Source organism: Photobacterium sp. DNB23_23_1 (assembly GCF_052873815.1).
Genome location: NZ_JBNNXT010000003.1, coordinates 177,879 through 198,160, shown reverse-complemented (window position 1 = coordinate 198,160; position 20,282 = coordinate 177,879). Strand labels below are relative to the sequence as shown.

The 20,282-nt window shown below is 52.8% G+C and carries 21 protein-coding genes; 8 read left to right on the top strand and 13 right to left on the bottom strand.

The features are described from left to right. Positions 1-5: 5 nt before the first annotated feature. Positions 6-1,817 carry a glutathione-regulated potassium-efflux system protein KefB gene (kefB, locus tag ACVA53_RS03845; protein WP_255040406.1) on the bottom strand — a complete coding sequence of 604 codons (1,812 nt, stop codon included), beginning with the start codon at positions 1,815-1,817 and terminating at the stop codon, positions 6-8. Continuing rightward, entirely contained in the window at positions 1,807-2,376 is a 570-nt protein-coding gene (gene kefG, locus ACVA53_RS03840; protein ID WP_255040405.1) for a glutathione-regulated potassium-efflux system ancillary protein KefG, read from the bottom strand. The genes kefB and kefG overlap by 11 nt, the downstream gene beginning before the upstream one ends. Before the next feature lie 241 nt (positions 2,377-2,617). Between kefG and ACVA53_RS03835 the strand changes: the two genes are divergently transcribed. From ACVA53_RS03835 to ACVA53_RS03815, 5 genes are all read left to right on the top strand, one after another. Then, positions 2,618-4,540, top strand: a complete 1,923-nt coding sequence (locus tag ACVA53_RS03835) for an ABC transporter ATP-binding protein (RefSeq protein ID WP_446504521.1) — start codon at positions 2,618-2,620, stop codon at positions 4,538-4,540. Next, positions 4,425-5,024 carry a TIGR02444 family protein gene (locus ACVA53_RS03830; protein WP_446504520.1) on the top strand — a complete coding sequence of 200 codons (600 nt, stop codon included), beginning with the start codon at positions 4,425-4,427 and terminating at the stop codon, positions 5,022-5,024. The genes ACVA53_RS03835 and ACVA53_RS03830 overlap by 116 nt, the downstream gene beginning before the upstream one ends. Before the next feature lie 25 nt (positions 5,025-5,049). Beyond that, positions 5,050-6,030 (top strand): hydrolase, encoded by a 981-nt coding sequence (locus ACVA53_RS03825; RefSeq protein WP_373689529.1) that lies wholly within the window; start codon positions 5,050-5,052, stop codon positions 6,028-6,030. Between the two features lie 90 nt (positions 6,031-6,120). Next, positions 6,121-6,336: a YheU family protein gene (locus tag ACVA53_RS03820; protein WP_255040401.1), complete on the top strand. Its 216-nt coding sequence runs from the start codon at positions 6,121-6,123 to the stop codon at positions 6,334-6,336. Between the two features lie 109 nt (positions 6,337-6,445). Further along, complete coding sequence (locus ACVA53_RS03815; RefSeq protein WP_107349838.1) at positions 6,446-7,315, top strand: phosphoribulokinase; 870 nt, start codon at positions 6,446-6,448, stop codon at positions 7,313-7,315. Between the two features lie 54 nt (positions 7,316-7,369). Here ACVA53_RS03815 and ACVA53_RS03810 read toward each other — a convergent pair whose 3' ends face one another. Beyond that, complete coding sequence (locus ACVA53_RS03810; RefSeq protein ID WP_255040400.1) at positions 7,370-7,774, bottom strand: OsmC family protein; 405 nt, start codon at positions 7,772-7,774, stop codon at positions 7,370-7,372. 271 nt (positions 7,775-8,045) lie between these two features. Here ACVA53_RS03810 and crp point away from each other — a divergent pair, with 271 nt between their 5' ends. Both crp and ACVA53_RS03800 read left to right on the top strand, forming a co-directional pair. Beyond that, positions 8,046-8,678, top strand: coding sequence for a cAMP-activated global transcriptional regulator CRP (gene crp / locus ACVA53_RS03805; RefSeq protein WP_036801200.1), 633 nt, complete (start codon positions 8,046-8,048; stop codon positions 8,676-8,678). A 186-nt stretch (positions 8,679-8,864) separates the two neighbouring features. Then, a complete protein-coding gene (locus tag ACVA53_RS03800; RefSeq protein ID WP_255040399.1) occupies positions 8,865-9,053 on the top strand; it encodes a hypothetical protein in 189 nt (62 codons plus the stop codon). 92 nt (positions 9,054-9,145) lie between these two features. Here the strand turns inward: ACVA53_RS03800 and ACVA53_RS03795 are convergent, their stop codons facing one another. From ACVA53_RS03795 to rpe, 8 genes are all read right to left on the bottom strand, one after another. Then, positions 9,146-9,943, bottom strand: a complete 798-nt coding sequence (locus tag ACVA53_RS03795) for a 2-oxoadipate dioxygenase/decarboxylase family protein (RefSeq protein WP_446504519.1) — start codon at positions 9,941-9,943, stop codon at positions 9,146-9,148. Between the two features lie 39 nt (positions 9,944-9,982). Continuing rightward, on the bottom strand, positions 9,983-11,440 hold the full coding sequence (astD, locus tag ACVA53_RS03790) for a succinylglutamate-semialdehyde dehydrogenase (protein WP_446504518.1): 1,458 nt from the start codon (positions 11,438-11,440) through the stop codon (positions 9,983-9,985). Positions 11,441-11,451: 11 nt separating this feature from the next. After that, positions 11,452-12,462, bottom strand: a complete 1,011-nt coding sequence (astA, locus tag ACVA53_RS03785) for an arginine N-succinyltransferase (protein WP_255040395.1) — start codon at positions 12,460-12,462, stop codon at positions 11,452-11,454. A 110-nt stretch (positions 12,463-12,572) separates the two neighbouring features. After that, entirely contained in the window at positions 12,573-13,787 is a 1,215-nt protein-coding gene (locus ACVA53_RS03780; protein ID WP_446504517.1) for an aspartate aminotransferase family protein, read from the bottom strand. 405 nt (positions 13,788-14,192) lie between these two features. Next, entirely contained in the window at positions 14,193-14,768 is a 576-nt protein-coding gene (locus tag ACVA53_RS03775) for an aminodeoxychorismate/anthranilate synthase component II (RefSeq protein ID WP_255040392.1), read from the bottom strand. Between the two features lie 129 nt (positions 14,769-14,897). Continuing rightward, positions 14,898-15,914: a tryptophan--tRNA ligase gene (trpS, locus tag ACVA53_RS03770; protein ID WP_255040391.1), complete on the bottom strand. Its 1,017-nt coding sequence runs from the start codon at positions 15,912-15,914 to the stop codon at positions 14,898-14,900. Between the two features lie 87 nt (positions 15,915-16,001). Beyond that, positions 16,002-16,691, bottom strand: coding sequence for a phosphoglycolate phosphatase (locus ACVA53_RS03765; RefSeq protein ID WP_446504516.1), 690 nt, complete (start codon positions 16,689-16,691; stop codon positions 16,002-16,004). After that, a complete protein-coding gene (gene rpe, locus ACVA53_RS03760) occupies positions 16,691-17,365 on the bottom strand; it encodes a ribulose-phosphate 3-epimerase (protein WP_255040389.1) in 675 nt (224 codons plus the stop codon). The genes ACVA53_RS03765 and rpe overlap by 1 nt, the downstream gene beginning before the upstream one ends. 188 nt (positions 17,366-17,553) lie before the next feature. Here rpe and ACVA53_RS03755 point away from each other — a divergent pair, with 188 nt between their 5' ends. Then, complete coding sequence (locus ACVA53_RS03755; RefSeq protein ID WP_255040388.1) at positions 17,554-17,751, top strand: DUF2970 domain-containing protein; 198 nt, start codon at positions 17,554-17,556, stop codon at positions 17,749-17,751. A gap of 27 nt (positions 17,752-17,778) precedes the next feature. On the opposite strand, the gene ACVA53_RS03750 is transcribed toward ACVA53_RS03755, so the two are convergent. After that, positions 17,779-18,603 (bottom strand): Dam family site-specific DNA-(adenine-N6)-methyltransferase, encoded by an 825-nt coding sequence (locus ACVA53_RS03750; RefSeq protein ID WP_446504515.1) that lies wholly within the window; start codon positions 18,601-18,603, stop codon positions 17,779-17,781. Positions 18,604-18,707: 104 nt separating this feature from the next. Beyond that, positions 18,708-20,270 carry an AAA family ATPase gene (locus ACVA53_RS03745; protein ID WP_446504514.1) on the bottom strand — a complete coding sequence of 521 codons (1,563 nt, stop codon included), beginning with the start codon at positions 20,268-20,270 and terminating at the stop codon, positions 18,708-18,710. Positions 20,271-20,282 lie beyond the last annotated feature (12 nt).

Genomic DNA, 20,282 nt, shown 5'->3' with positions numbered 1-20,282 from the left:
GCTGGTTAGTCCCAACCGTCATGGCGTTCCCGCTCCCCTCGCATCTCCCGATCAAAAACCTCTTCCAGCTCTTTGCGCGCCTCGCGGGCCCGGGTTGCTAGGTGGACATCCTCAGAATGCTGCGGAAGGAGATCTCTCAGGGCGGTGGTATCCAAACGGCGGAAGTGTGCCTCGGCCCGCTTGGCCTGATAAGGGTGCATACCTAGAGATATGAGGGCCTGACGGCCCAAATCAAGGGCACCGGCAAAAGTTTCCCGGGAAAAATTCTCGACCCCATGACTGAGCAACTGATGCGCCTCAACCCGGCTTCTTGCCCTTGCCAATACTTTAAGCTTAGGGAAATACTGCTGGCACAAATCAACCACTTCCATCACCTCGTCCGGCTCATCGGTACAGATAATAATCGCTTCAGCCTTATCGGCCCCGGCCGCCCTTAGCAAGTCCAATTGAGTCGCATCGCCGTAATACACCTTGTAACCGAATTTTCGCAGAAACTGGATTTGGCTCGGATCCCGCTCCAACACCGTCACCCGGATTTTATTGGCAAATAGCAAACGTCCCACCACCTGCCCAAAACGACCAAAACCGGTAATGATCACCCTCGGCTCGCGGTCTATTACATCCGACTCCAGCTCAGCCTCGGCTTCCGCTTTGAAGGTGTGGATGAACCACTTGTCCTGTAACAACAAAATCAATGGTGTAGTCATCATCGACAAACTCACCACCACCAGCAAGAAAGACGATAACTCGCGGCCCAGCAGTCCCTCTCCCATAGCTGCCGTAAACAGAACAAAAGCAAATTCGCCACCTTGGCTGAGGATCGCCGCCATTTGGCTGCGTGATTTGGCTCGGGTGCCGAAGACCCTTGCCAAGCCATACAATATCAAGCCCTTGATACTGATCAACGCAAACACGGCCAGCAAGATCTGGAGCGGGTACTGCAGTAACAATCCAAGATTGACGGCCATGCCGACCGAGATAAAAAACAATCCCAGCAACAGCCCTTTAAAAGGCTCGATGGCAATTTCCAGCTCATGGCGGTATTCACTTTCAGCCAACAGCACCCCAGCAAGGAAAGTCCCTAAAGCCATCGACAGCCCCAGCGACTGCATCCCCAAAGCAATGCCTATTACCAGCAGTAACGCCGCGACATTGAATAACTCGCGTACCCCACTGAGAACCACCCAGCGAAACAACGGACGCAATAAGAAATGCCCGCCGACCAGCAACGCCAAGATACCACCAATCATCCAGGCAAAATCAAGCCAGCTACCGCCACCGCCGCCCGCCAATACTGGCAGTATCGCCAACATCGGGATCACCGCAATGTCCTGGAACAGCAGGACTGCAAACCCTGACTGGCCGGTTTCGCTGCCGCCGAGGCTCTGCTCTTCAATCACCCGCAAAGCGATGGCCGTCGATGACAACGCCAGTCCCATCCCGACCACCAAGGCGTCACGCCATGACACCGCCGGCAAAAATGACTGCCCGGCCAGCAGCAACACCAAAGCGGCAATCACCAACGTAGTCACCACCACCTGGCTACCGCCCAGCCCCAAAATGGGTTTGCGCATCTGCCATAGCTTCTTGGGATTCAGCTCCAACCCGATAAGGAATAGCAGCAACACCACACCAAATTCAGAAAAATGGAGGATCGCATCGACATCGGAGATCAGCCTCAGTCCCCACGGACCAATGGCAATACCCGCCAGCAGGTAGCCCAGCACCGACCCTAGCCCCAAGCGCTGGGCAATCGGTACGGCCACCACAGCTGCGGCAAGGAACACCACACTGACCGACAGTACATCACTCGCCATACTTTGCTTCCTCCATCAGTGCACCGGGCGCTTGCAGCCATTGACGGTAGTTTTCACCATGCTGGTTACGCTCTTCAACCGGTATCCGTCGCGCCCAGTGCAATACCAAAGGCGGCAGCCACTTCATCCGGCACAACATGGCACTGAGCTCAAACGGGCGCAGGATTTCCGCCATACTGCAGCGGTTATAGCCATCCGGGGTATACGCTTCCGCAGCCCCTCCGGTGGTGATCACCGAGCGCCAGTATTTGCCTTGGGTCTGGTTACCCTCGCCATGAGCAAACCCCTTACTGAGGACCACATCAATCCACTCCTTGAGTAACGATGGACAGGAATACATATAAAGAGGATGCTGGAAAACAATGATGTCGTGATCCCTCACCAGCTCCCGTTCGAAGGTGGCATCAATAAAGAAATCGGGATAGGCCGCATAAAGATCATGGACCGTGACATGTGAAAGCTGGCTGATCGCAGCTAGCATGGCGCTGTTGGCAACCGATGCCTCCGGATCAGGATGGGCATAGAGTACGAGTATGCGAGGAAGTCCGTTTGCTGTCATAGCATTCCTTGTTATACGGCCAAATATGCCTGTAGCGCCGTAAGTTATAACGTTTCATTAACCTATATCCACATAATACATAATTGCAGGCAAAGTAGTTCGATTAATCACCGTTATCCGTCTGCTTCCTTGTTATTTATCCTCGCATGGCGACATTAGCGGTCACCGTCGCTTTGCGGTAGACTCCGCACTTATTCTTGCATTTAGTTTTTGCGGAGCGGGGCCATCCCCGACACAGTCAATGATCACTTTTTCCGATATCCAACTTCTACGCGGTGGCAAGGTCTTGCTCGATCAAGCCACGGCGACTATCCATCCGGGCGACAAAGTCGGTCTGGTCGGCAAAAATGGCTGTGGTAAATCCACCCTGTTTGCCCTACTCAAGCACGAGCTCAGCGTCGATGCCGGCAACTGTCAGTATCCGGCCAACTGGGAGCTAGCCTGGGTCGCACAGGAAACCCCAGCCCTCGAACGTGAAGCGCTGGAATATGTGATTGACGGTGACCGTGAATTCCGCCAGCTGGAAGCGGATCTTGTTGCCGCTGAGCACGCAGACAACGGCAACAAGGTGGCAGAACTGCATGGCAAACTGGAGGCCATTGGCGGCTACAGCATCCGCGCCCGTGCTGCCGAATTATTGGACGGCCTTGGCTTTTCGCAAGAACAAATGCAATGGCACCTGACCCAGTTCTCGGGAGGGTGGCGTATGCGCCTCAACCTTGCCCAGGCCCTGCTGTGCCGCTCTGATCTGCTGTTGCTCGATGAACCGACCAACCACTTGGATCTCGATGCAGTGATGTGGCTGGAGAAGTGGCTGCAAAACTACCGTGGCACGCTGGTACTTATCTCCCATGACCGTGACTTCCTAGACCCAGTCGTCAACCGGATCATCCATGTTGAAAACCAAACCATGAATAGCTATACCGGTAACTATTCGTCGTTTGAAACCCAACGGGCAGAGAAATTGGTTTTGCAGCAGGCGATGTACCAGAAGCAGCAAAAGCAAATGTCGCATATGCAGTCATACATCGACCGCTTCCGCTACAAAGCCAGCAAAGCCCGTCAAGCGCAGAGCCGGATCAAAGCACTGGAACGGATGGAAAAAGTACTGCCAGCCCAGTTCGACAACCCATTCAGCTTCGAATTCCGCGAGCCAAGTGCCCTGCCCAATCCAATCTTGATGATGGATCAGGTCGCAGCGGGTTATGACGACAACATCATCCTCGAGAAGATCCGGTTGAACTTGGTGCCGGGCAGCCGTATCGGCCTACTCGGCCGCAATGGTGCCGGTAAATCCACCCTGATCAAAATGCTGTCTGGTGATCTGCCAGCCAAAGCCGGCGATCTAACTTATTCGCAAGGGGTGAAGATTGGTTACTTCGCCCAGCACCAACTCGAGACCCTGTACTTAGATGACACCCCTGTCCAACATATGGCCCGTATCGCCCCGCAGGCAACCGAGCAGCAACTACGCGATTATCTTGGCAGCTTCGGCTTCCTAGGTGACAAAGCGCTGGAAAAAGTCGGCCCGTTCTCCGGTGGCGAAAAAGCCCGCTTGGTGTTGGCATTGATTGTGTGGCAGCGCCCTAACCTGTTGCTACTCGATGAACCGACCAACCACCTGGATCTCGACATGCGTCAGGCACTGACCTTCGCCCTGCAATCCTATGAAGGGGCTATGGTTATCGTCAGCCACGACCGCTACCTGCTGCGTGCCACCACCGATGACCTGTATCTGGTCCATGACCGCCAAGTAGTGCCGTTCAATGGCGACTTGAATGACTACCACAAGTGGCTGACCGAACAGCAGCGTAACGAGCGCCGCGAACAGCAAGCCAGCAAACCGGAAGTTAGCAAAGACAACAGTGCGGCCTCACGCAAGGAGCAAAAGCGCCTTGAAGCGGAGCTGCGTAAGCTGACCGCACCTATCCGCAAGAAAATCACCCAGCTTGAAACCAAGATGGACAAGTTCAATACTACGATCAGCGATGCCGAGACTCAGCTCAGTGACGGCAGCATCTATGAAGCTGAAAACAAGGCTCGCTTGAATGAGCAGCTACAGCGACAGGCGGATGCCAAGTCAGCACTGGAAGAGGTCGAGATGGAGTGGATGGAACTGCAGGAAGAACTCGAAGCCATGGAGCAACAGCATGCCCCGGATTGATGAACTAAGTCATCATGACTCGCGCCATGAGCCGCTGAGCCATGATGTCTTCTGGCAGTTTAGCTATAGTCATTACTTCAAGGCGGACGTCGAAGCCGCCTGCCTCGCGCTGCAAACCTTCCACAGAGGAAGCGTGAACCTGGCCCTGCTGATGATCTGGCTCGATACGCAGGCTATTGACCTGACGCAGCAGCAACGGCAGCAGTTGGAACAGAGCCTCCAGCCAACCGAAGGCCTGCTCGAGCGCTACCGCCATATGCGCCGCTCCCTGAAACCTCAACTGGATGGTAACGGCTACCAGCAACTCAAAGACTTTGAATTGCAGATGGAGCGCCAACAACAGCACGATTTGATTGCGACACTGAACCAGATGCCGCTTAGCACCGTAGCACAGCAAGAAGCCGCCTCCCATTCAGCTAACCTAGCCCGCTACTGTCACGGTCTAGGGGCAATGGCCCTGGTGGATAAGCTGTTGGCGAAATAGAGGACATTAAGGAGTCGTTATGACAATGGTATTTCATCCAGCCAAAGGGCTAGCAAACCCACACCTGCAAACCCTGCTGCCGCGTTTTTTGCGCCGCAAGCCATTGTTTACGCCACTTACCCAACGCATAGAAACCCCGGACGGTGATTTCCTCGACTTAGCCTGGACGGCTCCCTTGGCCGACAGCTCCCCCAACCAACCAGTGATGATCCTGTTTCACGGCTTGGAAGGCAGCTTTCACAGTCCCTATGCCAACGGGTTGCTTTATGCCGCCAAACAGCAAGGTTGGCTTTCGGTCATGATGCACTTTCGCGGGTGTAGCGGCGAAGTGAACCGCAAGCCCCGCAGTTACCACTCCGGCGAAACCAGTGATGCGCGCTTTTTCATCCAGTGGCTACGCCAACAATTACCCACTCAGCCATTTTTTGCCGTCGGTGTGTCGCTCGGGGGCAACATGCTGGTTAACTACCTGGCTGAAAGTGGTGCACGTTCGGAGATCACCGCTGCGCAAGTGATTTCCCCTCCGCTGGATTTGGCCGCCTGCTCGGAGCGGATCCAACAAGGATTTTCAAAAATCTACCAGCAATACCTGCTTGGCTCGATGAAGCGTAATCTCAGCAGGAAAATTTCCGCCCTGCCCGATGCGATGCCTATTTCCCATCAAGATGTTGAACAACTCGAAACTCTGTGGCAATTCGACGAGTTCGTCACCGCCCCCCTGCACGGTTTCAAAAATGCCACCGATTACTACCAACGCTGCAGCGGGTTGCCCCGCCTTTATGAAGTAGCTATTCCACTACGCGTGATCCATGCCGAGGATGATCCCTTCATGACGGAAGCGGTCATTCCGACCACATCATTGCCACCACACATTCAATACGATCTATACCCAAACGGTGGCCATGTCGGGTTTGTCACAGGCTCATGGCGCCAACCAGACTTCTGGCTTGAGCGAACCGTTCCTGAGTGGTTTAAACAGGCGATAAGCGATGCAAAGAATCGGTAAGCTGGCCACTGGCCAAGTACTTTCCCCCTCTACAACTGATGCATTTGCCAATATAATCTCCGTTATCTCCTGCAACAGAAAAGTGCCGTTATGAATATCCCTTGGCAAGACATAGATCCCGATACCCTGACTAACCTAATAGAACATTTCGTGCTGCGCGAAGGCACCGACTACGGCGAACGCGAGCTTTCGATGGCCGACAAGGTTGGTCGGGTACGCCAGCAGTTGGAAAAAGGGGAGGCGGTGATTGTTTACTCCGAGCTGCATGAGACCATCGACATCAAAGCCAAGCGCCAACTCGGGTAAACTACCCGGTATAAGCTTTGTAGACCCGGCATTTTTGACATCCCGGCTTGACCTTAACGCCCAGCCCTGTTAATAACTCTCTCCGTTAATGTTAACGACAGGGTTTGTCATGTCTGCAAAACATCCGATTATTGCAGTAACAGGGTCCTCGGGGGCAGGTACATCTACCACCTCCGAAGCATTCCGTAAGATGTTCAATATGATGAACATCAATGCTGCTTGGCTTGAAGGCGACAGTTTCCATCGATTTTCCCGACCAGAAATGGACGCCGAAATCCGCAAAGCCAAAGAGCAAGGCCGTCATATCAGTTATTTCGGCCCCCAAGCTAACGACTTCCCGTTGTTGGAAACGTTTTTTCGCCAATACGGTGAAGACGGTAGCGGCCAGTTCCGTCGCTACCTGCACACCTTCGACGAAGCCGTGCCGTACAACCTAATGCCCGGTACTTTCACACCTTGGCAAACTCTACCTGAAAATACTGACCTGCTGTTCTATGAAGGTCTACACGGCGGTGTGGTCGATGGCGAGGTCAATGCCGCCCAGCACGTTGATTTGCTGATCGGCATGGTACCGATCGTCAACTTGGAATGGATCCAGAAAATCGTCAGGGATACCCGTGATCGTGGTCATTCCCGCGAAGCGGTGATGGAGTCGATTGTCCGCTCGATGGATGACTACCTCAATTACATCACCCCGCAGTTCTCCCGCACCCACATCAACTTCCAGCGGGTACCAACGGTCGATACCTCCAACCCGTTCAGTGCCAAGGCAATTCCAAGCCTGGACGAAAGCTTTGTGGTGATCCGGTTCCGCGGGATCAAGAAGGTTGATTTCCCCTACCTGCTGTCGATGATCCAAGGATCGTTTATGTCGCGCCACAACACCCTAGTGGTGCCCGGCGGTAAAATGAGCTTTGCGATGGAGCTGATCATGCGGCCGCTGATCCAGCAGCTGATTGATACGGGAAAAATAGGTTAAGAGCTGTGATAGGCGTGATTATCCTCTCGCCCATCGCCATCCCTTACTGCGAGGTTACGCTTCCACCACCTCGTACGAGTGGGTCATCTCTACCCCTTCACCCAACATCAGGCAAACAGAACAGTATTTTTCCAACGAGTCGGCCACGGTTTTGGCTACAACGGCTTCATCCAAATTTTCACCTGTCACCACAAAATGCAGGTTCGCAGTGGTAAAAATACGAGGAGCCAGCTCACGACGAACCGAGTTGATTTGCGCTTCGCAAGCCGTAATTTTCTGCCCGGCAGATTTGAGCCCATCCACCACGTCCACCGAACTACACCCACCCGCAGCCATCAGTACCAGCTCCATTGGGCTCGGCGCTTTTTCGCCACCATTGCCATCCATCACCACGCTGTGACCTGAATTTGACTGCCCTAGGAAGGTCATATTTTCGACCCATTTCACTCGTGATTGCATTGGTTTCTCCTTACAACTTATAGGGGGTTTTGGCACAATCTAGCAACGGTGTGATCATGTGCACACTTATGACTACAAAATGGCCATTTCACATAGATCAATATCAAGAAAAGCGCGCCGAAAAAAGATAAAATCTGAACTAATTATTCACGTGAGCTTGCAGCCCAGCGGTTGACTGAATATCCTAAACGACGAACTAATTATGGTTAGGCCCAGCCACATTTTTAATGGACGTCGTTGTTGGGCAACAAACGCAGAGGAAGTTAGTAATATGGTTCCAGGTAAACCTCAAACAGATCCAACTCTAGAGTGGTTTCTTTCCCATTGCCACATTCATAAATACCCTTCAAAGAGTACTTTGATTCATGCGGGAGAAAAAGCGGAAACGCTCTATTACATCGTAAAAGGTTCTGTTGCGGTCCTGATCAAGGATGAAGAAGGTAAGGAAATGATCCTGTCTTACCTAAACCAAGGTGACTTCATCGGTGAGTTAGGCCTATTCGAAGAAGGCCAAGAGCGTACTGCATGGGTTCGAGCTAAGACCCCTTGCGAAGTTGCAGAAATTTCTTTCAAGAAATTCCGCCAGCTAATTCAAGTTAACCCAGACATCCTAATGCGCCTTTCTGCGCAGATGGCCAGCCGCCTTCAGGTGACTAGCCAGAAAGTCGGTGACTTGGCATTCCTGGATGTAACAGGCCGTATCGCTCAGACACTATTGAACCTGGCTAAACAGCCAGATGCAATGACTCACCCAGACGGCATGCAAATCAAGATCACCCGTCAGGAAATCGGCCAGATCGTTGGCTGTTCCCGTGAGACTGTTGGTCGTATATTGAAGATGCTAGAAGAGCAGAACCTGATTTCTGCCCATGGTAAAACTATCGTTGTTTACGGCACACGCTAAACAACCCGGTTTACTAGCAAAAACTCAAAAAGCCGCACTATGCGGCTTTTTTTATTGCCCATCGCACCCACTTTCATACTTACAGGACATTACTGTCTACCCCATCACTCTTTTTGTGCTTGTATCTACGCGACTTAATGCTACATTGTGCATATTAATCCTCATCACCTGTAATGGAATACCGGTATGGACATCGAACGCTTCTCACCACATCGCTCCCACCACACCGAGCGCGGAGTCATTTCGCCGCTGCCCGATACCGTTGAGATGACAGGCTTCAGTGACAGCCGCCACTACCTTGAACAACATGAGAAGGTGAAACGCCAGACACCGGAGTCCCAGCAGGGGTATCCACTCGATAGCCTCAAGCACTAAATCCAGACACATGAAACACCTGTGACCACATGAGCCACAGGCGCTTGGAATATGCAGAATTAGATAACCGGTTTCAGGCAGGTTACCCTGATTTAGTTGGCGTCCGTGCTCTCGAAGATCTTATCTGCCGACGCCTCGACAAAACCGGTATATAACTCACCGTCCTCTTTCGGGTAGCGCTTGGCAAACTCATAGAACCCGCCCGGTATGCTATAAACGCCATCCAAAAACCCAACCTCGACCCTGTCGGCCATAGTCGATGACTGTTCAAGCATCACCTCAGGGCTACCTTTAACATCACCGCCAGCGCTGTTGATCTCAAACCCGTTGTGGCGCAGCAAGTGATTGACCTCAGCCACCTCGGTAAACTGCTCAAGCTGGTTCAGGCTAACGGTAAAGTGGTTGGCCCCAAAACCATGGGCAGCTAGCCATCCAGCATATTCGCTTTCTGCCGCCAGCAACTCATAAGTCGCGTAGTCCAAACCCCATAACCGCCCGCTATAGAGAAAGGCCGGATCTCGCATGGCTTGCTCTGGCACCTGATCGACCAGTTCCCTGACCGTCTGCTGCAACAGCGAGCTAAACTGCCCCACCATCAACTCACTGATAAACACTTTGGGTGCCAATGGGTTGGGATGCTCGAAATGCTCGGCATATAACTTCTTGGTTTCGAAATGATAGCGGCCACACGGCTTGTAGCCAATGGCAATGAACGGCGCCGCCAGTCGATCAAGCCCGACCTTAGGCAGGTTAAATGTTCGCAGCGCAATATGATCATTGAGCAGCGGCTCTTCTTCGGTCAGCAGATCATGAACCTGAGCGGCTGATGGGCATAGGCGCTGGATATAATCCTGCCATAACCCGGCAAATAGTTGCTCTACCCTTTCCATGTGCTCGCTATCCTCTTTACTGGTGAATGATTGGCGGCATTAAAGCGTAATACCCGGTGAAAGCTGAGCGGGTAGCTCAGGCCGCTCACCTTCCATCGATGCCATTGGGTATGCACAGTAGTCTGCCGCGTAATACGCGCTTGGCCGCAGGTTACCTGATGCCCCTGGTCCACCAAATGGCGCATCACCACTCGCCCCGGTTAACTGACGATTGCGGTTAACAATCCCGGCACGGATATGTTCGATGAAATACTGCCACTCACTGTCATCGGTCGAAACCAACCCTGCAGATAAGCCATAGCGGGTATCATTGGCCTTTTCCACCGCCTCACCCAATTCGCTGTAACGGGCAACCTGCAAAAGCGGACCAAAGTATTCTTCATCCGGTAACTCGGCCACCTGGCTGACCTCGACGATCCCCGGAGTGACAATCGCTCCCTGGCCACGGGTCGCGGGCAGCAACAGCTCACCGCCCAGCTCAACCAATTGTGATTGGGCCTGAATAATGTTGTCAGCCGCCTGGACCGAGACTTGCGCCCCCATAAACGGTGCAGGCTCATCGAACTGACCACCGACACGGATCTGACGGGTTAGCTCCAGCAAGCGTGCCAGGATGCGGTCGCCTTCCGCACCATGTGGCAGATAGAGCCTGCGGGCACAGGTGCAACGCTGTCCAGCGCTGATAAAAGCAGACTGAATTATAGTGTAGACAGTTGCATCCAGCTCGCCATAGTGGCGAGAGATCACCATCGGGTTATTACCGCCCATTTCCAGTGCCAGCATCTTGCCTGGCTGGCCGGCAAACTGACGGTGCAACAAGTGGCCGGTGTTGGCACTGCCGGTAAACAGCAGCCCATCAATACCCTTGGCCCCAGCTAGCGCTTCACCGGTTGCCCGTGCGCCCTGTACCAAGTTAATCACGCCATCAGGCAACCCTGCCTGCTGCCATAATTTCATGCACTCTTCAGCCACCTTTGGAGTAAGATCTGACGGTTTGAACACCACGGTATTCCCAGCCAGCAAAGCCGGGACAATATGACCATTGGGTAAGTGTCCCGGGAAGTTATATGGCCCAAACACAGCCATGACGCCCAAAGGACGGTGACGCAGCACTGCCTGAGTGCCAGCAACGTCTTTTTGTTTCTCGCCAGTACGCTCATGGTAGGCACGCAGCGATATGGCAATCTTGCCCACCATTGCACCGGCTTCGGTGCGGGTTTCCCACAAGGGCTTACCCGTTTCCTCCGCAATAACCACCGCAATCGCTTCACTGTGGGCTTTGACCAACTCGGCAAAGCGCTCGACAATGGCCTGGCGCTCAGTCAGAGTCGTGTTACGCCAGCTTGCCAATGCTGCCCTGGCGGCAGTGACAGCCGTCTCAACCTGCTCTGCTGTCGCCGATTTGCCCTGCCATACCACTTCACTGGTGAACGGATTAAGCGACTGCATCGTCTGCCCTTCGCCGTCTTGCCAGCGACCTGCAATCCATTGGGTCATGTTCTTCTCCTTTATTGGACGATCAGGCGAACCTGATCCCCTTGTTTAACGTCCAGTGCCTTAGCCGCTGCTGCACTCATCAACGCCGTACCATCCAGTACGTCGACCTTATCGACAACGGCACGGAAATGGGTAAATGAGGAATTGCTGACGATACAATCGGTCTGGGCCGCTGGTTGACCGATCTCAACCCGGCACACCTGTGAGTGGCGTACTGACTCGATATTTTTCACATCACACTCTACCGTCGGGCCAGCATCGAAAATATCGACATAACCGCGGCAGGTGAAACCTTCCTTCTCCAACAAGCGAAGTGCCGGGCGGGTTTTCTCGTGTACCTGCCCAATCACCGCTTGGGCTTCCTGACTCAGCAAGTTAACGTAGATCGGCAGCTTGGGCATCAAATCAGCAATAAAACCCTTTTTACCGATACCGGTCAGGTAATCGGCCAAGGTGAAATCGATCGAGAAAAAATGCTCTTTGAGCCACTCCCAGAATGGGGAGTTCCCCTCTTCGTCGGATACCCCGCGCATCTCGGCAATCACCGTGTTATCAAATCGCTCTGGGTGTTCAGCCATCATCAGAAAGCGGCATTTGGATAGCAGACGACCATTGAGACCTTCGCGCCACTCGGGGCGTAAAAACAGGGTACACAGCTCGCTCACCCCCGTGTAGTCATTGCCAAAAGTCAGCACTTTCACCACATTGTGAACATTGAGGCGGCGTGATGAATGCACCACGGTACTCAGGTGGTAGGTATAGAAAGGGTTATCCAACCCAATAGCGGCTTCGATCGCCGTCGTCCCTGCAATTTCCCCGGTCTCGGTATCTTCCGCTACCATCAGATAACCTTCCGAGCCTGGCTCGGTAACCATTTTGGCAAAGCTCTCTTCGGAATGTTGGATTCGGTTAGCGAGGATCTCCTCGTTAACCGGCAGCGAGGTAAAACCATGGCCCGACTCTTCCGCACACTGTAGCAATGCCGGTAGATCCGCGGCAGTAATAGGACGTATAACCAGCATCGAACTCCCTCCTGATGCAAGCTGCAGCAATGCTGCCAACTAATGAGAATACCAGCACGAGGCCGTAAGCTGCGGCCAAGCTCCTGCCAGCCGCAACCGGTTAAAACTAGCTATGAATAGATTTTGGCAATAGCGCGCTCCAGTCGAGCCATCCCCTCGTCAATGTCAGCCTTACCGATCACCAAAGACGGGGTAAAGCGCACCACGTTGGCACCAGCAATCAGCACCATCAGCCCTTCTTCACCGGCAGCGACCAAGATATCTCTTGCTCGCCCCTGCCACTCATCATTGAGCGCAGCCCCCAATAGCAGGCCCTTACCGCGGACTTCGGCAAAGACCGGATACTTGGCATTGATCGCTTCAAGTGCTTCGCGGAACCATTGCTCGCGCTGCTTGACGCCCGCCAGCACTTCCGGCTTGGTCACTTCACTGACCACCGCTTCGGCTACGGCACAAGCCAATGGGTTACCGCCATAGGTCGAGCCATGAGTCCCGACTTTGAGGTGTACAGCCAACTCAGTGGTGGTCAGCATGGCGCCGATAGGGAAACCGCCACCAAGGGATTTGGCTGTACTGAGAATGTCCGGTATGACTCCCAGCCCTTGATAGGCATAGAAATCCCCAGTACGACCGTTACCGGTTTGTACTTCATCGAAAATCAACAAAGCGTTGTGTTTGTCGCACAGTTCACGAACACCTTGGATAAATTCCGGTGTCGGCGACACAATCCCGCCCTCGCCCTGCAGCGGTTCCATCATTACCGCACAGGTACGCTCAGACATGTGCTCGGCCAAACCGGTCAAATCGTTATAGGCAAGGTGGGTCACCGCGCCCGGTTTCGGCCCGAAGCCATCGGAATAGGCCTCTTGGCCACCCACGGTAACAGTGAAGAAGGTACGGCCATGGAAGCCCTGTTTGAAAGAGATAATTTCGGACTTATCCGGGCCAAACTTATCTGCCGCATAACGGCGGGCCAGTTTCAGCGCTGCTTCATTGGCCTCGGCACCGGAGTTGGCAAAAAACACTTTGTCGGCAAAGCTGTGCTCGGTCAGCAGCGTCGCCAACCGCAATGCAGGCTCGTTGGTCATGACATTACTGAGATGCCAGATCTTCTCAGCCTGTGCCTTGATGGCATCCACCATTACCGGGTGGCAGTGGCCCAAACAGCTCACCGCAATACCGCCAGCAAAGTCGACATACTCTCGCCCTTCCTGATCCCACACCCTTGCACCCTCTCCCTTCACCGGGATCATCTGCATCGGCGCGTAACACGGCACCATCACGTCATCAAATACCTGACGATCGACTTTATACTCCTTTGTCATTATCGTTTCCTTCTAATGTTTTTGCCCTAAGCATAGTATTTACATTTTATTAACCAATTCCAATAGCAGAATATTTTTTTATTCCCTCTCGGTTAACGGTTAATCACCTACAAAATACATATTTATGCGGGGTTGGGGAAAACTTATTAAGCCCAATTCACTAAAAGGTGTTTTTCCTGCAAGGAAATAAAAATGAAACAACCCTGGGTTGTGCATAATCTTTCCGTGCCAAAAAATTCAAAAAAGATAAACGAATGTTAATAAAGGTGACAAAGATCGCGTCATCAAGACAGCAAAAAGCCTGAGGTGGGTCGTTTTCAGCGTGGGGGGAAGTAATTGGATCGGCGAAAAATGATGCTGCCACTTAGCTAGGCAGCATTTACTGCTGCCCATATGCCTATACGCTCAACGACGCAGAAAATTCGCCAGCAGTTGGTGGCCCTGCTCGGTCAAGATACTTTCGGGGTGAAACTGGACCCCTTCGATAGGCAAGGTTTTGTGGGCGATGCCCATGATTTCATCGCGCTCGCCGTCTTTTTCCGTCCACGCGGTGACTTCAAAGCAATCAGGCAGCGTATCAGCCTTCACCACCAGCGAATGGTATCGGGTAACCGTTAGCGGGTTGTTCAACCCGGAAAATACGCTGCAGTCGGTGTGGGCAACCGGGGAGGTCTTTCCGTGCATCACTTGGCGGGCACGAACGACGTCGCCACCATACACCTGAGCAATGGACTGATGGCCAAGGCAAACGCCAAGGATCGGCAGCTTACCGGCAAAATGACGGATCGCCTCAAGTGAGATCCCCGCGTCATCAGGCGTACAGGGACCAGGCGAAATCACCAGGTGGGAAGGAGCCAACGCCTCGATACCAGCAATATCGATTTCGTCATTACGTACGACCTTCACCTCCGCCCCCAGCTCACAAAAATACTGATACAGGTTATAGGTAAACGAGTCGTAGTTATCGATCATCAATAGCATGGGTACTGCTGCTCCCTGAAAATTACAGCGGCCTATTTTGCAGCAGGACAGCAGAAAGGCAAGCCTAGACGAAAAAAAACCGGCCAATGGCCGGTTTCCTGTCTTTACATTATTGGTCTAGTTGCATCACTACGGACGCGCAACAAAGCCTACAGCAGAAAACGCTTGCTTCAAGGTCTCTGCCGCACGTGCAGACGCCTTCTCAGCACCCGCCTTCATTACTTGATCAAGGTAAGCACGGTCAGCACGGACACGGTGGTATTCAGCTTGGATAGGCTCCAGCATCGCAACAATCGCTTCGCCCACGTCTTTCTTGAACGGGCCATACATCTCAACGCCCTGATATTGCGCTTCAATTTCAGCAAACGTCTTACCGGTTGCAGCCGAGTACAGACCCATCAGGTTAGAGATGCCGCCTTTGTTCTCGATATCGTGTGCGATACGCGGTGGCGTCTCAGTATCTGTCTGGGCCTTGTTGATCTTCTTGATGATCGATTTCGGCTCTTCCAGCAGGGTGATCACATTCTTACGGTTGTCATCCGACTTCGACATCTTCTTGGTTGCATCCTGAAGGCTCATGACACGGGCATTTACCGTTGGGATGTACGGCTCAGGTACTTGGAAGATCGCCTCGCCATCGCCGTAGATGTTGTTGAAACGGGTCGCGATATCACGTGCCAGCTCAAGGTGTTGCTTCTGGTCTGAGCCTACTGGTACCTGGTGAGCGCCGTATAGCAAGATATCGGCCGCCATCAGGACCGGGTAGCCAAACAGGCCAACGTTAACATCGTTCGCGTGGCGCTGTGATTTATCCTTGAACTGGGTCATGCGGCTAAGCTCACCCATCTGGGTGTAACAGTTCAGTAGCCAACCCAGTTGAGCATGCTCAGGCACATGAGACTGGACAAACAAGGTACTTTTCTTCGGATCGACCCCGACAGCTAGACAAATAGCCAGTGCATCGAGCGTTGCTTCATGCAGCGCTTTTGGATCTTGGCGTACCGTGATGGCATGCAGGTCTACGACACAGTACTGACAATCATAATCATCCTGCATCTGTTCCCACTGACGCAGCGCACCCAGATAATTACCGATACTTAATTCACCTGAAGGCTGTACGCCACTCAATACAATGGGTTTGGTCATGATGAGATTTTCCTATGTCACAAAAAAAGCCGCGGCCATCAGCCGCTGGCATAATATCAATCAGAGCCCGGTACAACACCGAACGTACTAGCTACCTAGTTTAACCACTTCTGCCAAGTGACTAAAGTGATCCAGTACAATATCTGGGTTACTTTCGCTGATCGGCTGGCCATAGTTATAGCCATAAGTGAGCCCAACAACATAACATGACGCCGCTTTTGCCGCCAAGATATCGTTGCGGGAGTCACCAACCATCAGCATCCGCTCTGCTTTTAGCTGGTGTTTATCGAGCAACCAATTCAAAGCATACGGATCCGGTTTCTTTAGCGGGAAGGTATCGCCGCCAATCACATCTACAAAGTAATCCGCGATACCATGCTCTTCAAGCAAGTGAGGCACGAACTGAGCCGGCTTGTTGGTCACGATGGCCATCGGCAACCCAGCATCATGAAACGCTGCCAGCGTCGCTTTAACGCCCGGATACAGTGTGCTCTTCTCGTGACCGCCATCTTCGTAGAAGCGATCGAACAGTTGGCGAGCCTCGCGGTGCAGTGCAGGATCGAGATCAGGGTCAACATCGACACTCTGGCTCAATGCCCGGCCGATTAAAATGTCCGCCCCGTTACCAATCCAGGTTGTCACCTGCTCAACGCTCACCCCTGCACGCCCAAGGGCGCGCATGGTTTTATCAGCTGCATCAGCCAAATCAGGCACACTGTCGAGCAACGTGCCATCAAGATCAAAAGCTATAAAATCAATACCGCTGAGCTGACTCATTAGCGCTCAACCTTGGCCAGCTCTGCACGCATTTCATCAATCACCGCTTTGTAGTCTGGCTGGCTGAAGATAGCCGAGCCTGCAACAAACATATCTGCACCGGCTTCAGCGATTTCACGGATGTTATCCACCTTCACACCACCGTCAATTTCAAGACGGATCTGACGGCCTGACTCATCAATGCGCTTACGTACTTCGCGCAGTTTGTCCAGCGTCGCCGGGATAAACGACTGGCCACCAAAGCCAGGGTTAACCGACATCAGCAGGATCATGTCGACCTTATCCATGATGTAATCAAGGTAGTGCAGTGGTGTCGCCGGGTTGAAAACCACACCCGCCTGACAGCCGTGCTCTTTGATCAACTGCACCGAGCGGTCCAGGTGCTCAGTCGCTTCGGCATGGATAGTGATCATGGTTGCGCCAGCATTAGCAAAATCAGGGATAATGCGATCCACCGGTTTTACCATCAGGTGTACGTCGATTGGCGCAGTAATACCGTAGTCACGTAGGGCCTTACATATTGGGGCGCCAAAAGTCAGGTTCGGTACGTAATGGTTATCCATCACGTCAAAATGCACAACATCGGCACCAGCAGCCAATACTTTCTCTACATCCTCGCCAAGACGAGCAAAATCTGCAGACAGGATAGATGGAGCGATCAAAAAGTCCTTCATGTTCAGCCTCTATACGGTACAAACGAAAACGTTATCGGAAGTCGGCGCAATTCTACCCGATCATCAAGATGATGTCCTACCGGATTTCAAGACGGGCGTGCTACTGGGCAGCTACACTTATTCCCAAGCCACCCCATATCGAAAGGGATTGAACCGGCTTGTATCGCTTGGAAATAAGGAGATAAGCCATGACAACTAACAAGCCGCCGCGCCCCAACTTGGTAAAAAGCATTGCCGGGGCATTATTCGGGGTACAATCGGAAAAGAACAGGGAAGTAGATTTCAGCCAGCAGCGCCCGCTGCCGTTCATTCTGGCCGGTATCGCTGCTATTGCGGTATTTGTCGGACTCCTGATCGCGTTAAGCCACTTAATCGCAAACGGGTAGCCATAGGTAGGTAAGAGCGAGGAAAGCCTAGTCTTGGGAAGATTTGAACAGAGCCAGAAGCTCATCCACCTTGTTACGGCCACTGCCGTTACGGCTGATCGTACGTTTTACCTTGACCACCGATAGATCGGCACCATGGTATAAGCGACGGGTCAAGGTGGTGTCATGATTGGATATCAACACCGGAATATCACGCTCTGTTGCCGCTTTTTCAGCAGCATCGGCCAAAGCAGCCTGATCATCAAGGCTGAAACCATTCCCCGCATAAGAGGTAAAGTTTGCCGTGGTCGATAGCGGTGCATAAGGTGGATCGCAATACACAACACAGCCCTTACGAGCACGCGAAAAGGTCTGCTGATAGCCTTCACAAACAAACGTTGCTCGCTTGGCTTTTTCAGAAAAGAAATACAGCTCATCTTCCGGGTAGTACGGCTTCTTGTACGAACCAAACGGGACGTTAAAGCCACCTTTCTTGTTATAGCGACACAAGCCGTTGAAGCCATGGCGGTTCATGTACAGGAAATACAAAGAGCGCAGATACGGATCTTTGGTTTTATTGAACGCCTCGCGAATTTCAAGGTATGCCCCCTTCTGATTGTACTCAGGGGTAAACAGTGCCTTACTGTCGCGAACATACTGTTCGGGATCATTCTTGAGGATATTGTAGAGATTAATCAAGTCAGGGTTGATATCGGCAAGCAGATACTGCTCAAAGTCAGTATTAAGAAATACCGAGCCGGCACCAGCAAAAGGCTCAACCAACTTACGTGCTGGCGGCAAGCGGCGCTCGATCTCCTCGACCAGGGAATACTTTCCTCCAGCCCATTTCAGGAATGCACGATGCTTTTTCATTCAGCTAACCACCAATACCGACTTTGTAACGAAAGGTGGCGGATTGTACACCATTTCAATCTGTGTCTGTACCGCTTGAGAGAAATATCTGGCAAAGAAACGGGTTATTTGGCCCGATCCATTTCGGTATGGATCTGACGGTAGGACTTCACCCATGGCTCGACCGACTGAAGCTGGGGTGGCAGGCGGGTTTCGGCAATACGGGCCGCTTGCACATCCGGGTAGTCACCGGTCACGATAATGAACCATGCCACGCCGTTGCGGCGGGTTTCATACACCTCGGCCAGCGCTGCGATATCATAATCGACGATAAATTGTTCGGCCGTCGGCAATGAACGCATTGCAGCCAGCTGGAGGGCATAATGCGCAGGGGCGACCCCACGCAGCTTACTGCCGAGCTCCTCAACAGTCGGTTCAGCGGTAGCGGCTTGGGTTGCAATCGTCGAAGCATCCTCCTCAGCAGCGTCACCCTCCACACTATCATCTGAGATAGCCTCTCCCTGCGACTCCATCTGAGCCGCAGAGTCTGGTAGCTCCGTTTCAGGCAGCTGTACTGGCTGTCCTTCAGGCAATATCGGTTGCAAACTCTGTTTGCCTTCTTCCACAGCCCTCTCGCCGGTACCACCCAGCTTCTGTTCATTAAGCATCGCATCGACAACATCGGAAGGTACCACCACCCGAGGGTTAGTATCTCGCCGACCCACAGTCAGGCCCTCGACCGACACTTCCGGCGGCAGGGTTTCACTGTCGTCGTCAAAGACCAATGTTGGCTCTTGCCCCTTGTCACCGGTCTCGTCGTGTTTCGTTGTGGTAATACCCACCGGCTCTTCGGGTAACTTGTCCAGCTGGGCTTGCGGGATCCCACTGATTGCCAGTGGTTTATCTTCACCAACTGGCACAAACCACCACGCAATCACGGCAACCGCCACCACCACTAATCCGCTCAGTAACGCCACCGGCGAAAGCACACGGGATTTTTGTTCAGCCATATCCTTATCCTCTGCTAGTTCAAGCTTGAGCAGCTCCCCGGGCGCCGGGGCACAACTTAAAGCATGCTCGCGGATCCTGCGCCTTCCTTGTGCATCAAGGTGTTCGCCATCAAACATCATTTCGACCATCAACTGGGCTTCTTGTTCCGACAACGGGCTAATTTCCACCTCTAATGGTGCATTCCCCTGCCCCTGAACTAACTGGCCTAAGTATTTGTCCAACCTGCCGCTATGGCTAAACAGCAGCACATTAACCTGCCAATCAGGATACAAGCGAGCCTGCTGTACTACCCCCCACAACTCTGCGAGCAATTCAGGGCTCAGCAAATGTGCGTCATCAACCACAATTAGGGCATTGACTGGCTGTTGCTCAAATAGACGTTCAAGACTCTGGCCTAGCGGATCTTGTTCGTTAAATACGGCGCGGGGAGCAAGCTGTTGAAGGATAATAGAGCGGTGTTGACCATCTTGCTGATTTGGATGACAAAGCAACAAGGACTGACGAGAGTCTCCGGCCCAGAGTTCGAGGTAGCGTTGGGACAACCAGGTTTTACCGGCTCCTTCAGTGCCCGTTATCTGGATAAGGTTAGAGCTGAAACGAGTGAGAAACTGCAGTCGAGAAAGGAGCTGGATTTGAGAGTCCAAATCCAGCGGGGTAAGGTGTAGGCCGCGACTCATTGGCAACCTACA